Origin of the sequence: Enterococcus sp. DIV0806c (assembly GCF_051710905.1) — a bacterium.
GTDB classification, from domain to species: domain Bacteria; phylum Bacillota; class Bacilli; order Lactobacillales; family Enterococcaceae; genus Enterococcus_B; species Enterococcus_B mundtii.
In genome coordinates, this window is record NZ_JBIOLO010000001.1 from 1,595,408 (window position 1) to 1,610,484 (window position 15,077).

General features: G+C 38.6%; 14 protein-coding genes. 3 read left to right on the forward strand and 11 right to left on the reverse strand.

The features are described from left to right. Positions 1–123: 123 nt before the first annotated feature. The 11 genes from IGK77_RS07510 to IGK77_RS07560 form a co-directional block, all read right to left on the reverse strand. Complete coding sequence (locus IGK77_RS07510; protein WP_074799008.1) at positions 124–2,364, reverse strand: AAA family ATPase; 2,241 nt, start codon at positions 2,362–2,364, stop codon at positions 124–126. Between the two features lie 22 nt (positions 2,365–2,386). Continuing rightward, positions 2,387–2,866: a DUF6530 family protein gene (locus IGK77_RS07515; RefSeq protein WP_074799009.1), complete on the reverse strand. Its 480-nt coding sequence runs from the start codon at positions 2,864–2,866 to the stop codon at positions 2,387–2,389. 157 nt (positions 2,867–3,023) lie between these two features. After that, complete coding sequence (locus IGK77_RS07520; protein WP_019723210.1) at positions 3,024–3,872, reverse strand: DegV family protein; 849 nt, start codon at positions 3,870–3,872, stop codon at positions 3,024–3,026. 265 nt (positions 3,873–4,137) lie between these two features. Next, positions 4,138–5,730, reverse strand: a complete 1,593-nt coding sequence (locus tag IGK77_RS07525; RefSeq protein WP_074799010.1) for a polysaccharide biosynthesis protein — start codon at positions 5,728–5,730, stop codon at positions 4,138–4,140. A gap of 128 nt (positions 5,731–5,858) precedes the next feature. Beyond that, on the reverse strand, positions 5,859–6,176 hold the full coding sequence (locus tag IGK77_RS07530; protein WP_019723212.1) for an AzlD domain-containing protein: 318 nt from the start codon (positions 6,174–6,176) through the stop codon (positions 5,859–5,861). Further along, a complete protein-coding gene (locus tag IGK77_RS07535; RefSeq protein WP_074799011.1) occupies positions 6,169–6,948 on the reverse strand; it encodes an AzlC family ABC transporter permease in 780 nt (259 codons plus the stop codon). Before IGK77_RS07535 ends, IGK77_RS07530 begins: the two co-directional genes overlap by 8 nt. A 266-nt stretch (positions 6,949–7,214) precedes the next feature. Continuing rightward, a complete protein-coding gene (locus IGK77_RS07540) occupies positions 7,215–8,189 on the reverse strand; it encodes a cation diffusion facilitator family transporter (RefSeq protein ID WP_071867065.1) in 975 nt (324 codons plus the stop codon). Positions 8,190–8,219: 30 nt separating this feature from the next. Beyond that, positions 8,220–8,612 carry a DUF4430 domain-containing protein gene (locus tag IGK77_RS07545; protein WP_071867066.1) on the reverse strand — a complete coding sequence of 131 codons (393 nt, stop codon included), beginning with the start codon at positions 8,610–8,612 and terminating at the stop codon, positions 8,220–8,222. A 116-nt stretch (positions 8,613–8,728) separates the two neighbouring features. Further along, entirely contained in the window at positions 8,729–9,805 is a 1,077-nt protein-coding gene (locus IGK77_RS07550) for a hypothetical protein (protein WP_071867067.1), read from the reverse strand. After that, complete coding sequence (locus IGK77_RS07555) at positions 9,805–10,683, reverse strand: viral A-type inclusion protein (RefSeq protein ID WP_074799012.1); 879 nt, start codon at positions 10,681–10,683, stop codon at positions 9,805–9,807. The genes IGK77_RS07550 and IGK77_RS07555 overlap by 1 nt, the downstream gene beginning before the upstream one ends. Positions 10,684–10,874: 191 nt before the next feature. Continuing rightward, entirely contained in the window at positions 10,875–11,066 is a 192-nt protein-coding gene (locus tag IGK77_RS07560; RefSeq protein WP_010735437.1) for a hypothetical protein, read from the reverse strand. Between the two features lie 159 nt (positions 11,067–11,225). Between IGK77_RS07560 and IGK77_RS07565 the strand changes: the two genes are divergently transcribed. The 3 genes from IGK77_RS07565 (at position 11,226) to IGK77_RS07575 (ending at position 15,052) form a co-directional block, all read left to right on the forward strand. Then, the gene (locus tag IGK77_RS07565; protein ID WP_074799013.1) at positions 11,226–12,728 is read left to right on the forward strand and encodes a DUF1846 domain-containing protein; all 1,503 of its coding nucleotides are present in this window, start codon (positions 11,226–11,228) and stop codon (positions 12,726–12,728) included. Between the two features lie 412 nt (positions 12,729–13,140). Then, the gene (locus IGK77_RS07570) at positions 13,141–14,322 is read left to right on the forward strand and encodes a NupC/NupG family nucleoside CNT transporter (protein WP_065095829.1); all 1,182 of its coding nucleotides are present in this window, start codon (positions 13,141–13,143) and stop codon (positions 14,320–14,322) included. A 169-nt stretch (positions 14,323–14,491) separates the two neighbouring features. Next, a complete protein-coding gene (locus tag IGK77_RS07575; protein ID WP_071867071.1) occupies positions 14,492–15,052 on the forward strand; it encodes a guanylate kinase in 561 nt (186 codons plus the stop codon). Positions 15,053–15,077: the final 25 nt, after the last annotated feature.

Consider the following 15,077-nt stretch of genomic DNA (forward strand, 5'->3'; position numbering starts at 1 on the left):
ACCGTTAACTTTTTTATGCTTACATCAGTTGGAGTAGTGCTTATCATAAATGAAAGAACTCAAAAAAGCGAACATCAAAGACCATGAGTGACGCATCATCTTTGATATTCGCTTACTATTCATTTATAAATAACGAGAAATCAATTGGATCAATTGTTTGGGAAATGTCGATAAATCGGTAATATCGACGAAGCGACTTGCCCCATAGATTTCTTTGATTTCTTCCTTATCTTGTCCAATTGCCGCAGAAATAAAGACGATACCTTGGCGTTCATATTCGGTCAACACTTCTTGGATATCTTTTTTTGCTTTAGCGCCTGTATAATCAGGTAACGCTTTTGGTTGGCCATCACTGATGTTGACGATCAGTTTGGTTGTCGCAGGTTGTTCTGTCAGCTTTCCAGCAATCAGACGCAACACTGCACCATCACGATTGTTTTGTCTTGGCTTCATAGTCACTAATTTCTGTTCCAACCACTCAAATGAATCCGAAAATTCTTTGTACGAAAAGACAGATGTTTTTTCTCTTGTCGAAACATCTGCTGTATCTCCATAGATCAACAAAGGAATACGTACTTTTTTAGCAAATGCGGCGATGGCAAATGCGGCTTTTTTTGCAGCTGTCATGCGGTCTTCACGAACCATCGAACCAGATTCATCGATTCGTAGAGCCACTGCCAAAGAAGGTTGTTCATGAGGGGGATTTTTTTTATCAAATTGCCGTAAATCACCATAAGCTACTCGACTAGCATTAAAACGTTGTCCCTCGTACTTTCCTTTTTGGTAAGTTTCACTTTGTTCATTTTCCAAAAGATCAAGGATTTGCCGACTCAATGAATCCACGATCGGATCGATTTCTTGTCGGATAGTCGCTACTTCAGGATTTATGACAGCAAACTTAGGGCGATGAACGATCATTCCTTCTTTTTCATGGATCGTACCTTTCATCAGCTGCCGCGCTTCTTTATTAAGTTCACGCTTGAGCTGTTTGTCCAAGGCTTCCATATCTGAAGCTGACATCTCTTGGGATTCGTCATCTGATTGCTGTTGCTGTTGACTACGCCCTTCGACTTCTTGGCTCCGCTCTTCCGATAAAGGCAACGTGTCAGTCGGAGTTTCTTCTTTCGCCGTTGCTTCTTTTGTCTGTTCTTCTTCTTGCAACACTTCCTCTTTTTCTGAGGTTTGTTCAGCAAGCGATGTTGTTTCTTCTGCCAACTGATCGATTTGACGTTCTATCGCTTCTTCTGCACCTATGGTCCGTCCTTTGATTCGTGGGGATTCGTCTGATAAGTCCCCCCATTTCTTTTGACGAAGTAAGTCTCTCAGTTCATCTAAAAGCCCACTATCAGTTAGTGCAGTCGTCAAAATGTGTAATTCATCTGGATCAGTCGTCAGTTTATATAAGACTTTGGGATAGAGCGATACGAAAATGTCTTGATTTTGTTTCATTGTATTGACCCAATAAAAGTAAGAACGCATACCTGCCACACCTTTGATGGCATTTGCTTTGGCAGTTTCATCTAACAAACGAATCACTTCTGCCATTTTCAATAAAAGTGTCGGCTCGTTAATTTGTGTCTTGCTAATAGCACGTTCCACCATGACTGAAAGCTCTGGCAGATCCATTTTCTCAGCATGTTGCATACGATCTCGAAGCGATTCATTCAATGGTCGGTTCCCTTGATAGTTACGATTTGTTGTAATGATAATGATACAGTCTGGGTGTCGTTTGATCACACCAGTAGGTAAGTTCAACAAACCGTTCGTTTCTAAGGCAGAGTTCAAGGCAACAAGAACCGAAGCATCACGTATCACCGTTGGTTCTTGGATTTCTAAAAGATAACCCTTTTCGATCGCACGAACGATTTCTGACGGATAGTATTTGTAGTGGATCGTACTTTCTTGGTTGTTTTCGATTCGTTGCACGAGATCGGCTAATTTCTGTTTGGCTGTTTGTTGATCGACGGAGTAATATTGTTCGATCAACGTCAATACCGCAGCTAATGTATCCGTTTGATAAATAGCGGTCAATAACTCTTGATCCTCTTCTTGGTCTGAATCAATGACAGGTAGTAACGCACCAAAGACATCTGATTTATCCATATCAGCAAAGCATGTTACTTTCGTATAAGGTAACTGCAGATCAAAGGATAATGCTTTGGCTAATTGCGTTTTCCCAGAACCTGCATCTCCTTCCAATAGCACATTGCTGATTTTCATTTCCGGATCTAGCCAGTTTGCTTTGATTTCAGTTGCAATACGCAGCTCTTCAGCACTTGTTTGATGACTTGTCGGTTTTTTCCAGATCATTTGTTTTTCGATCGGCGTAAACGTTCGCTGGTCGGTGAGTGAAAAGTTTTCCATGATTAAACACTTCCTTATAACATTAATACCCTAGATCATTTAATAGACGTTTCAAGATACGAAAACGTTCACCAAGTAATTCGCCATCTTTTTGTAAAGCATCGTAGTATAACATGATATCTTCATCGATTTTAGGATTTTTTGTGTCCACTTCCACCGTCATCCGGTTTCCTTGCAAACCGATGATATCAACGACAGGATTTTCAGGGTCGTAAAATTTTTCATGGCGGTAGGCATCCTGGAAGTAAACACTTCCTTGCGCCACTAAGATCGCTAAGTCAAGAATACGAGTGATCGGTAATTCTTCTGATTGACGTGACCACTTTTCTCCTGTATGACGCCACACTTTTCCTGAGATATCGACTTTGCCTCGATCATTCCACTGAGCTAATCCTAAAGATAGTCCTTTTGCATCTGTATGCAAGGCATTTCTGCCATCAACTTTATCATAATCTTCGACGACGATCACTGGTTTATGTTTCAAATTTGTTGGTATTTCCATCCTTCTCTACTCCTTTTTAGTAATTTAGTGATTTAGTAAATTACTAGATAATTAAAGATAGTATAAGATAATAAAGTGAGAAATGCAAAAAGAACAGTCCAAGCAAATCATTGCTCAAACTGTTCTTTTTTTTTATATTTTTTGCTTTCTGGCATTTTTATTGTGCAGAGATCGCAATACCGATTGCTTTTTCACCCAAGTGACTACCGATCACTGGTCCAAAGTGGCCGATCTCGATTTCTGCTTGTGGGTATTGTTTTTGAAGTTTTGCTTTTTCTTCTTCAGCAACTTCTAAATTGTTTGCATGGATCACATACAATTTTACTGGTGGCTTGATTTCTTCATTTCGTTTGCCAATGATTTGTTCTGCACGGGCAAAAGCTTTTTTGCTTGAACGGATCTTCTCGAATAAAATGATCTTCCCTTCCGAAAAAGTCAGGATCGGTTTGATTTTCAATAGCCCTCCGATCAGCGCAGCACCATTAGTCAAGCGACCTCCACGGACTAAGTTGTTCAAGTCGTCAACGATCAAATAGGCGTATGTATTGTCTCTGATTCGATCGATGTGAGCTAAAATGGCTTCAAGTGAATAACCTTTATCATTCAAGTCTAAAGCAGATTCAACCATATGCCCCATTGGCATACTGGTGATTTTTGAATCATAAGGAACAATCGTCATCTCTTTGACGTCGTCTTTCATCGCAAATAATGTATTGACGAATCCAGAGATCCCACTTGATAAGTGTATGCTTAAGATCGTATCATAGCCTTTGGCTTTCAGTTCTTCATATAGTGCCAAAACTTCACCTACAGCAGGTTGGGAAGTTGTTGGAAAATCTTTACTGTTTTTCAATAGTCCGTAATATTCGTCTGCTTCGATGTCAATGCCTTCGTTATAAATTTTTCCATCCAAGATTACAGGGATAGGAATCACATATAAATCAGGATGGTTCTTGATACGTGTTGGCAGGAAAGCTGTACTGTCAGTTACGATTGCTAATTTCATTTATTTAAGTTCCTCGTTTCAAAGAATTTTACCAGTCCTTAATACTATATCATAAGTAAGAAAAGATTTGAACCTTTGTCCGGATTATAGAAAAAGCAACCCATGTTTTTTATTAAAATCTAAGGTTTTTATCACTTTCATCCTTTATAAAAACGAATAAAAGCCAGGACTTGAAAGAATTTTTCTAAAGTCCTGACTTATTATTTGAAATTAGCTTGCACTCTTAGTTACCTATAGAATCAGTGGTGTTTGCCACTGCATCCCTTTATCGTCTGAAATTCTTGACCATTTGCATGGCGTTTCTGCCAAATTGGGCAAAGGCAAACGTCAAGCCGCCGACACCACCGATCACCACACAATAAATGACTGCATGCGTTTTTGATGTCATGGATAAGGAAAGACTCAACACGAAGAAAAGAATGCAGCATAGAAGCAACATGGCCATTGTCGAACGAAACGTCTTCAAGAAGAAATGACTGATCTTTGCGAATGGCGAGATGCGGTATTCTTTTGATAAATAAAGATACCCACGAACAAACACAAAAGCAAAAGCCACTGTATTAGATAAACTCATTCCGTATCCGCCAAATAAAGCTAACCCAATCGCTTGGAATACGACTTTTAAAATAATAGCTTCTGTTGTCAGTTTGATCGCAACCAAATGATGATTCAATGATTGGAGCATCGTCGATAAAATCGTAAACAACGAGAAGAACAAGGAAGCTAAAAGTGCCATCTGGAAGTAGCCGACACTCTCTGGATCATAGCCAAAAAACAAGGTGTATAACGGTCCTGCTAATAAGGACATCCCTGCTAGCGAAGGCAAAAGGATCAATAAAGCAATCGAGAAGCTGTCCCCGACTGTTTTTTCAATCTGTAGTCGGTCTTTTTTTCCTAATGTACTTAGGATCGGCAGACTACTGATTGCGACCGTTCCGACCATTGAAATCAAGATCAGTGTCAATTTGTTCGGATTGACTGATGCACGACTAAACAAAAATTCGAGTTGTTGGTCGGCAATTTCCGGTCTGAATAAATGTAAGAATGGTTTCATCGTCACCTGATCGATCATTTGCACGATCGTGATCACCGAACCAACGTAGATGAATGGTAAGGTTTCTCGAATGATCGAAACAGACGCAGAACGATTGTCTTTTTGGAAATAGCGACTTGAGATCCAGAAATCTTTTAAACGGAAATAATCGTTTTGCCGTCCAACAATAAACATATGACCAATAGCCGCAAGTCCACCGAAGAAAGAAGCAACAGTACTGATCAATACCGCTTGCACAATCGTGCCATCTGTCAACACACGCAAATAATACGTACCAGCTAAGATCACGATTACACGGATCACCTGTTCAATGATCAAGGAAGTACCGTAAGGGCGAAGATGATTTTTCCCTTGGAAGTAACCGCGCATCGCACTTAATACTGGGATCGCTACTAAGGAAGGACAGAGACTACGAATCGCCAAAATACCGTTATCGACATTCGAGATCGGACTGATTTTCGCCAAAGCGGGAGCAAACAAATACATCAATACGGCAGATATGATCCCGATAACGAACATGATATTGATCGTACTGCGAAAAATGACCCGACAAGCTTGTTCATCTCCATTTTTTGTCGCCACCGCGACTTTTTTTGCTATCGCATTTGGAAACCCAACAGTACCTAACATCAGGAAAAGGCCATATGGTAAATAGCCCACATTATAAAGGGTAGTTGCTAACATGCCATCTTGATTGTTTCCCATCATACTTAACCAAGGAATCAAATAAACGACACCTAAAACTTTACAGAGTAGATTGGCAAAGGTAAGCCAAAATGTCCCTTGCATCAATTTCTTATTCATATGTCAACCTCAACTATCTCTATTAGAATAAACATCTTCCCTATTATAACAAAAAAAACATGGAGGACAACTCGTTGAGGAAAACAAAAAAATAAGCTTCCCAATTTTTTGGAGAAGCTTAAGAAATTCTATAACATTGATAATAAAAACACAGACGCAAGTCCTGTAATGACAGACAACGCCATTGAGCGAGTCTTATAAGCAACACCTGCTACAAATAGCATTGCAACGATTTTGATGTTCCACGCAATATCTAAATGTTCATGCGTGATAAAAACATCTTTGAAGGCTAACGCTGCAAACAAAGCAACTGGTACATATTTCATCCATTCGCTAAACCATTTAGGCACTTTTCGATGTGTAAAATAAAGCATAGGAAAAACTCGTGGAATGTAGGCAACGACAAATAAGCTGATCACCAATAACAACAAGTACCACTCAGTCATGATGTTGCACCTCCTGTTCTGGGAAATGGAACAATGGCTCATTCAAAGGTTGGGTCTCTTTGCTGGATTTCTTTTCTTTTTCCTTCTTGAAGGCTCTTTCTAATACAAAACCCGCCGAAGAAGCAATCAGCGTTGCAACGATCAAACCGAAAGTGTTTTGGAAAAGTACCATGAATAAGACACTGAGTATCCCAGAAAAGATCCCTGTGAAGATGAGTAAAGCATTTTTCATTTGCATGATGAACATAAAAATAAACATAGCAGTTAAGGCAAAATGCACCAAATCCGTATCCACTCGGATCACTGATCCAAAAATATTTCCGACCATGTTACTGATCGCCCAAGCCCCCATTGAAAACCAATTGACATATAAAGCTTTTCGCTTGTCCCAAGTGGGATCAGTGGAATACTTCAAATAATTGACTGCATAATTTTCGTCATTCAATGATTGAGAGAACACAGCTAAAAAGAATCGCTTTTCTTTCTTCATAAAGCCTGAAAGACTCGACCCTAGCAAAATATACCGTAGTTCTAAGAAAAAAACCATCAAAAGTGTAGTTGAAAATGGCGCTTGTGTGGCTAACATAGAGGCAACTAAGAATTGTGCGCCACCAGAAAATACTAAGATAGATAATAGACCAGCTAAGAGTGGATCAAAGCCAACTTGCTGCAGTAAGACTCCGCAAGCTAACCCAACTGGGATATAACTAAGGCAAAGTGGCAACGAAGCATGTAGCGAATCCTGCCAAGGCGCCCGTTTCTGTTTATTCATTAACGATATCTCCTTCAATTTACAACAAATAAATAGCGGACTAATTGTAACATAAATAAATAAAAATGTAGCCGTTTTATCGTTAAACAACATGATATTTTTCTCATTTTCAAAGCACAACTATTAAAAAAAATAAAAATCATCGGAAAATATAAGAGGAAATTCATTTTCCTCCTACTTTTCCGATGATTTTATTCTATATATAAACGAGTTGTTTTTTTGCCATCAAACTTTTTTATAAGTAAAAAATAACACTAGTTTCTAAATCATTTCTCGACGTTCTCTATCGTCGTTTCTTGTGTTTTCTTTATTTGCGAATAATTTGGATCATATTTATCTGTTTCAATGTAAATATAGATTTTTTTATCCTTTAATTGTTCACGGATCGTCCGCTCAATATCATTGATGATCATGTGTACTTGGTATTCTTTGTTTTCATCTAGATCGATTTTTGCCGCAACTAAAATCTCTGTCGGACTTAAGTGCACAGTTTTGATATCAATAACGCGATTCACTTCATTTCGCTCAAAAGCAAATTTGATCTTTTTCAAATCTGTTGTAGTCACGCTCTCGCCAATAATCAAACTATAAAATTCTTTTGCCAGAAAGATAGCAGCACCCATCAATAAAAAGCCGATCAATAGTCCACTGATGGCATCAAAAGCAGCGATCCCTGTCACCATGGTCAACCCAGTGCCGACTAAGGCAAGAACGAGACCAATTACAGCACAGAGATCTTCGGTGAAGATCACGAGGATCTCACTGTGGCGACTTTCACGTAAAAAGCGCATGGTTGAAAGGTTTTCAGTATTCAATTCGTGGATTTCCTTCATTGCGATTCGTAATGAACTACCTTCTATAGCGAGACCAAATAATAGAATCAGGATGACGATCCAAGGATTACCAACTTCGTGGGCGGGATGGGTAAGTTTTTCAAAAGCTTCCATCACACCTAGCGCGCCCCCGCCAAAAAACAACATCATGGCAACAATCGTACTGAAAAAATACTTTGCTCGTCCTTCGCCAAATTGGTGTAATTCACTTTGACCACGATTCGCACGTTTGTCACCAACTAGTAGTAATACTTGATTGCTACAGTCAACGATACTATGAATACTTTCATTCAACATAGCGGCACTGCCACTGATGGCATAACCGACAAATTTACTAAACGCAACTAAGAGATTAGCACCTAACGCTGCCAATACAGAAAACATTCCGCTCTTCTTCAAATTCTCCATTGCTTTTTCTTCCTTTCATTCTTAACAACATCAAAGAGTATCTAAATTAAAGATGACGGTTTGATTATTTTTTAAAATCGTTTCTTTTGCGCCCATTTTTGTATTTTTACCATCCACACTGAACATCCAATATTTTTTTTCTTCAGTATTTTGGCTCTGACCATTGATCGAGGTAATAAATCCTTTGTCTTCTTCCACACTAAAGTTTTGTTCCAGCACATCCAGTAGGTTTTCTCCTGTATGGAAAGTCACTTTTTTTACTAAGGTATCGACCCCATCTTCTTGCAAGGTGATAGTTGCTGTTTCATTCGACACCATGGATGACGGTTTTGGGTCCGCTTTTTTTGTCTCTTGATCTGTACAACCGGTAAAGAAAAGCAACATCGAACAGACAATGAGCAAACTGGTTCCTATTCTTTTCATTTTACTCCTCCTAAGTATAAAAAAGCCAAGGAGAAACCCGATTCCTTGGCTCTTTTTTCATCGATCATCTGAGTCGATCATTCTGAAATATATATCGCACGATTGCTCTTTTTCCATCAATCTTTGCGAACCATCAAAGGTACTAAAAATTCATAATTGATAAAGAAATCGATCACTGAACGATGATAGTCACCAGAAGAAATCGCTAGATCTGTCCGTGTTGTGTCTTTAAGAGAAATTTGGAGCGACTGTCCTTTATCAAGCAACACCTTATAAGTCGTGTCGTCTAATTTCTCCATATCATACTGTGGATTTTTCATTGTGACAATAAAAATATCATCTAACACTTCTTGCGTGGCTGGAAACTTACTTGCAATATCTAATCTTAGTGGCTTCGTGTTGTCTAACAAGGTTTGATCGACCGTAAAGCCTAATTTACGTGCATAAGCAAATAATTGATTCAATTTGTGATTGAAAATCGTGATCTGACTAGCCGAAAACACTCGTTCAACAGACCAATGACGAATCAATGCTAACACTCGGTCATCATCGATCTCGATCGTCATTTGTTCTGGGGATACTCGCATCAAATTGATGGATTCTACTTGGTATCGTTGGTCGATCGTCGGTAACACAAATGAGAACATCAATTCTTTTTGTGGGGTCAAACTATAATTGATTGAAAAATATCTTGTTTCCCATACATCATATGCTTGTTTGGATAATTCCAAGCCGATATCATTCAATGGTTTTAATATCTCGTAAGCGAAGTATTCGATCAAACTTGTCTTAGCAATGGCAGAAATCGGTGTATCTTCTAACACATAGCGATGATATGCGACCAATAACTCATTGAAATCCGCTTCGATCAAATATTTGCGTAATCGTAAATCAGCTAACTCTTCTTCTGCGGCTGCAATCAAGTCAACGATGTCTTCGTGATCATGTTGTTTACCAGAAAGATATGCTTGATTTTCATTGACCGCTTGCTCGATCGTTGAACGCGCATTATCTGTTTGATTCGTCGAGTTTGGGACGACTTTTTCTTTTTCATGGATTTTGGCTTCTTCGCGAATTTCTTCTACTTCATTCGCCATCTCCTTGTCGGTGCTTGATGCTTCTTCTACTGGCTCGGTCGTTCCATGATTTTCAGCTGTTACTTCTTGTAGGTCTAAATCTTCTTGTTTTGTCATCACTCGTCCCCTCCCTCTTCTACTATTTCAGGGTTTTCACTGCCAAGGTACGACATCAAGAAACGATGGATCGACTGTCTGAAACCTTCCATGTCACCAAAATACTTTTTGATTTGACGTTGTTCTTTTTCAACGATCGCAGCGCGTAACTGGTCCGCTTTTTCTTCATGTAATAAGGTTTGCTTTTGTTTTTGGATTTTTTCTGGTTCTTCGATATAAGGCAACCAACCTAATTTTTCATTTTCGAGTGCTTGTTTCTTTTGTTCTAACGCTTGGATTTCTTCGTCTATTTTTTTACGATTTAAGAATCCTTTCGTATCATCTAACTCAGTGATTTGTCGATCGATCTCTTTGATGGCCTCTTCTAAACGCTCGATCTCTGTTTTTGCAGTGATCACTTTTGCCTCTAACTCATTGATTTTTTTATCAAAATCATGGGTTTGTTGTGTCGCGTAGTTCTCCCATTCCTCATCGATTTGCGGTAATACAAAGATTTCAGGTAAGCTAGCATCGATCCCGATCGTTGCTCGCTCATGAAAATAGGTGCCGATCTGGTAATAACTCATCGTCGGAGAGATGGTCTCTGTGTGTTTCATGAAGGGAAATTCTTGCAAGAAACGGTCATGGATCTTACGCATCAACAGCTGATCGATCTCATGATTTTCATTTGAGCTTTTTTTAAGCTCATCGTTCAAGCGTCCATTGTATAACTGATAGATCGCGGGAATATTCTCCTCGCGGACAGCTTGTTCAAAAGCTTGTAGATCTTCTAATAATTGTGAAAGATTCATACTTGCTTTTTCTTTGATATCGTAAAACGAAGATGCTTCCTCTTGTTCGTTTTCATCATAATGTTCGTTCGTCTGTGGGTCTATCATCTTACTGGCCTCCTCTTGCTTTTGAACGCATCAATTTTCCATCAATTATTCTATGTAATCCAATAGTATCATTTTCTAAGAAAAAAGTGTTACTAAGTATGCGCTGACTTAGAACAAAAATTACTTTTACTCGTACTAATTGAAAGTTAGAAAACATAAAAGAGCGGGTCAGCGATTCCCCGCTCTTAGCTTTATTTTTTGGGTAAATCTCTTGTTGTAAAATGGATGCGTTGATTTTCATCTCGTGTAAGTAATGTTTCTTCATTTAAGTAAGAGAACTTTAATTCATTTAGTTCACTATCTTCTAGCATATGCTCATATCCTGTAAAAATTGAGCGTATATACTGTTTGTACGCGTTTTTCTTTTTTTGTCTTTTTTTCATAGGACACCTTCCTTATCAAACCTATCATACCAATGAATGCCTTCTGAGACAAGCATGTTTCTTTTGTTTTTTCTTTGAAATTTCTTTATATACTTAATTGATAGTTGACGAAACCTTCAAAAAATGAAAAAATGCGAGAGTAGCTAAGGAGGGAAACAAGTGAAAAAAATTGGTTTTGACTCAGAAAAGTATATCGAAGAGCAATCTGCGTATATTCTTGAACGCGTTCATCATTATGATAAGTTGTATCTAGAATTTGGTGGAAAATTAGTCGATGATAAGCATGCCAAACGTGTCTTACCAGGATTTGAAGAAGATGCTAAAATCAAATTATTGCAAAAGTTGCGTGACCAAGCGGAGATTTTGATTTGTGTGTATGCTGGTGACATCGAGCGGAATAAGATTCGTGGTGATTATGGGATCACATATGATATGGATATCTTGCGCTTGATCGATGAATTGCGAGGATATGGATTATCGATCAATAGTGTAGTGATCACCCGGTATAACGGACAGCCAGCAACTAAAGTATTTATCAATAAATTGGAGCGTCGGAATATTAAAGTCTATAAACACGCTGAAATCGAGGATTATCCGATCAATGTTGAAAAAATCGTTTCAGAGGAGGGTTTCGGCAAGAACGAATACATCGAAACAACGAAACCAATCGTTGTCGTGACAGCTCCTGGTCCAGGTAGTGGGAAATTAGCTACTTGCTTGAACCAACTGTATCACGAAAGCCAAAAAGGCAATGCAGCAGGTTACTCTAAATTTGAGACTTTCCCTGTTTGGAATGTTCCATTGAAACATCCCTTGAACATTGCCTATGAAGCAGCAACAGTCGATTTGAAAGATGTCAATATGATCGATTCTTTTCATTTTGATGCCTATAATAAGGTGGCAGTCAACTACAATCGTGATGTAGAGACTTTCCCAGTCATTAAACGGATCATCGAAAAAATCACTGGTAAGGAATCGGTCTACCAGTCTCCTACTGATATGGGCGTCAACCGCGTAGGCTTCGGTATCACGGATGATGAAGTCGTACAGGAAGCCTCGAAACAAGAGATCATCAGACGCTATTTCCAAACGGCTTGTGACTTTAAAAAAGGTTTGACAGATGAAGATGCCGTCAATCGTATCAAATTGATCATGGAGGAAGTCGGTTTACGTCCCGAAGACCGTAAAGTCGTGACCCCTGCTCATGAGTATGCAAAAACTAGTCAAGCGACTAGTACTGAACCGATGGCAGTGATTGCGATCGAACTTCCTGACCAAGTGATCCTTACCGGTCGGACAAGTCAATTAATGGATGCTTCGGCTGCTGTTGTCTTGAATGCGATCAAATATCTCGCCCACATCTCTGATGACATTCCGTTGTTATCGCCTCTCGTCTTGGAAACGATCCAAGGACTTAAAAGCAAGGCATTGCACTCTTCGATCGATACACTTAATCTCAATGAAGTGTTGATTGCTTTATCAATCAGTGCAGTAACTAATCCAATCGCACAAGTTGCTTATGAAAAATTAGCAGAACTTGAAGGTGCGCAAGCACATTCAACTGTGATGATCAATAAGAATGATGAACAAAACCTGAAACAATTAGGTATCGACATCACTAGTGCGCCTGTTTACCCTTCAGAAAACTTGTATTATCAATAAATAATTCTTCGAAGATGGCTAAGATAGAAAAATAGAAGTTACCTCGAAAAATAAGGTGGTATCCATGAAAATTGCTCAAATTTTTGTGGGTACTCTTTTTTTAGAAGCTGCTTCTATTTCTGACTTTTACAGGTTTCAAAGGAAAATAATAAAGTAAAGGCGTTATTTATCTATCAGGTTCTGGTCATAGTTAGCTAATAAATATAAGTAGATATATATGCCACCACCGTTAAAGTAAATCAATAATTTAGGATTTCCTGATCCACTTCTCCCCATTAAAAGACACCTGTCTTTCCCCTCTCTTCCATGTATACGCTTTAGTCTAAAAATCTCATGAAATTTCTCTCAAAAGATTCGTATTCTTTAAAAATAACATGTAGAATTAAACGGAATTTGGTAAGGAGTGATTTTTTTGAGTCAGTTTATTGGAATAATAGGTTTACTTTTAATTTTTGGGTTAGCGGTTTTGATCAGTAGCGATCGAAAAGCCATCAAACGCAAACCATTGATCATCATGCTCGTGTTGCAATTTGCGTTTGGATTTGTTTTATTACGTACGACTTTTGGTACAGCGGTTGTTGCGATGCTAGCCAAGCTATTTGATCACTTATTGGCATTTGCCGGTGAAGGTGTCAATTTCGTCTTTGGAGGTGTAGCAAACGTTGGAAGTGCCCCATTCTTCTTGAATGTGTTGATGCCAATCGTCTTTATCTCTGCAATTATTGGGATTTTGCGTTACATCAAGATTCTTCCTTTATTTATGAAAGCAGTCGGTTTAGGATTGAGTAAAATCAACGGAATGGGTAAATTAGAATCTTATAATGGTGTTGCTTCAGCAATTTTAGGCCAATCAGAAGTTTTTATCTCCATCAAAAAGGAACTACCTTTCTTGACAGAAAAGCGTCTGTTCTCGATGAGTGTTTCTGCAATGTCAACTGTTTCGATGTCCATCGTGGGTTCCTATATGGCATTGATTGATTCAAAATACGTGATCACTGCTTTAGTGTTGAATCTTTTTGGTGGGTATATTCTTGCTTCGATCGTCAATCCTTATGAGTTAGACGAAAAAGAAGATGAATTAGTGATTGAAGAAGACAAAGAACAAACATTTTTCCAAATGTTAGGCGAATATATTTTAGATGGTTTCCATGTAGCGATCACGGTGGCTGCAATGTTGATCGGTTTTGTTGCTTTGATTGCTATGATCAATGCCTTGTTCAACGGGATTTTTGGGATTACCTTCCAACAGATTTTAGGGTATATTTTTGCGCCATTTGCATTTATCAGTGGGATTCCTTGGAAAGAAGCGGTTGATGCCGGTAGTATCATGGCAACAAAACTTGTGACAAATGAGTTTGTAGCAATGACTGAATTATCGACTGGGACTTTTGAATTTACAGAACGTACCACCGCTATCTTATCAGTCTTCTTAGTATCATTTGCGAACTTCTCTTCAATTGGGATCATTTCAGGGGCAATGAAAGGGTTGAATGAAGAAAAAGGTAATCTTGTAGCAAAACATGGATTGAAAATTTTGTTCACCGCTTCATTAGTCAGCTTTTTAAGCGCAATTGTTACTGGTATACTGGTATAAAGCTATCTTTTATTTTAACATTTAAGTATACTGAACTTGGCTGGTTTGAACAGATGACCTGTTTAAATTGGTTAAGTTTTTTTATTTTAAATGACAGATTTCCACTTTTCGGTATATATTAGTTATGTACATGTCTTTGATCATGTAACTATAGAAAGGAATATTTCCTATGAATAAATGTTATGTATTTATTGGGCCTTCTGGTTCCGGAAAGACGACACTAGCTCATGCAATTTTTTCTCCACAACAAAAGATCATTACGTATACGACCCGCCCCCCACGAAAAAATGAAAAAAATCACCTTGATTACCATTTTGTTTCTCAAGAGACCTTTGAAGAAATGATCGCCCATCAGGAATTTGCCGAATGGGATCGGTACGCCGATCACTATTATGGCTCAAGTAAACAAGAGATCTCAACGAAGCTTGCACAGGGTGACTGCTTCACGGTCCTTACAGCCCCAGGTTTTTGGCACTTGTATGAACAATTTGGTCGTTGTATCGTACCTGTCTTCATCACAGTAGCAAAAGAAAAGTTGTATGAACGATTTGTACTTCGCGGAGACTCACCAGATAAAATCAGGCAAAGGCTCGCTCTCTTTGAAAAAGATCAAAAAGAACTTGAAAAATTAACACTTATTCCTACCTTGATCTCATTTGAAAATAATCAGACGTTAGAAATCGAAACAAAAAATTTAAAGCAAGCCATCCATGCAGCGGATCATCGCTGAACAGTTGGCTTGCTTTTGGTTTTGA

Coding starts and splice junctions, on each gene's coding strand:
- IGK77_RS07510 (WP_074799008.1), bottom strand. CDS start 2,364: ATGGAAAACTTTTCACTCACCGACCAGCGAACGTTTACGCCGATCGAA.
- IGK77_RS07515 (WP_074799009.1), bottom strand. CDS start 2,866: ATGGAAATACCAACAAATTTGAAACATAAACCAGTGATCGTCGTCGAA.
- IGK77_RS07520 (WP_019723210.1), bottom strand. CDS start 3,872: ATGAAATTAGCAATCGTAACTGACAGTACAGCTTTCCTGCCAACACGT.
- IGK77_RS07525 (WP_074799010.1), bottom strand. CDS start 5,730: ATGAATAAGAAATTGATGCAAGGGACATTTTGGCTTACCTTTGCCAAT.
- IGK77_RS07530 (WP_019723212.1), bottom strand. CDS start 6,176: ATGACTGAGTGGTACTTGTTGTTATTGGTGATCAGCTTATTTGTCGTT.
- IGK77_RS07535 (WP_074799011.1), bottom strand. CDS start 6,948: ATGAATAAACAGAAACGGGCGCCTTGGCAGGATTCGCTACATGCTTCG.
- IGK77_RS07540 (WP_071867065.1), bottom strand. CDS start 8,189: ATGGAGAATTTGAAGAAGAGCGGAATGTTTTCTGTATTGGCAGCGTTA.
- IGK77_RS07545 (WP_071867066.1), bottom strand. CDS start 8,612: ATGAAAAGAATAGGAACCAGTTTGCTCATTGTCTGTTCGATGTTGCTT.
- IGK77_RS07550 (WP_071867067.1), bottom strand. CDS start 9,805: ATGACAAAACAAGAAGATTTAGACCTACAAGAAGTAACAGCTGAAAAT.
- IGK77_RS07555 (WP_074799012.1), bottom strand. CDS start 10,683: ATGATAGACCCACAGACGAACGAACATTATGATGAAAACGAACAAGAG.
- IGK77_RS07560 (WP_010735437.1), bottom strand. CDS start 11,066: ATGAAAAAAAGACAAAAAAAGAAAAACGCGTACAAACAGTATATACGC.
- IGK77_RS07575 (WP_071867071.1), top strand. CDS start 14,492: ATGAATAAATGTTATGTATTTATTGGGCCTTCTGGTTCCGGAAAGACG.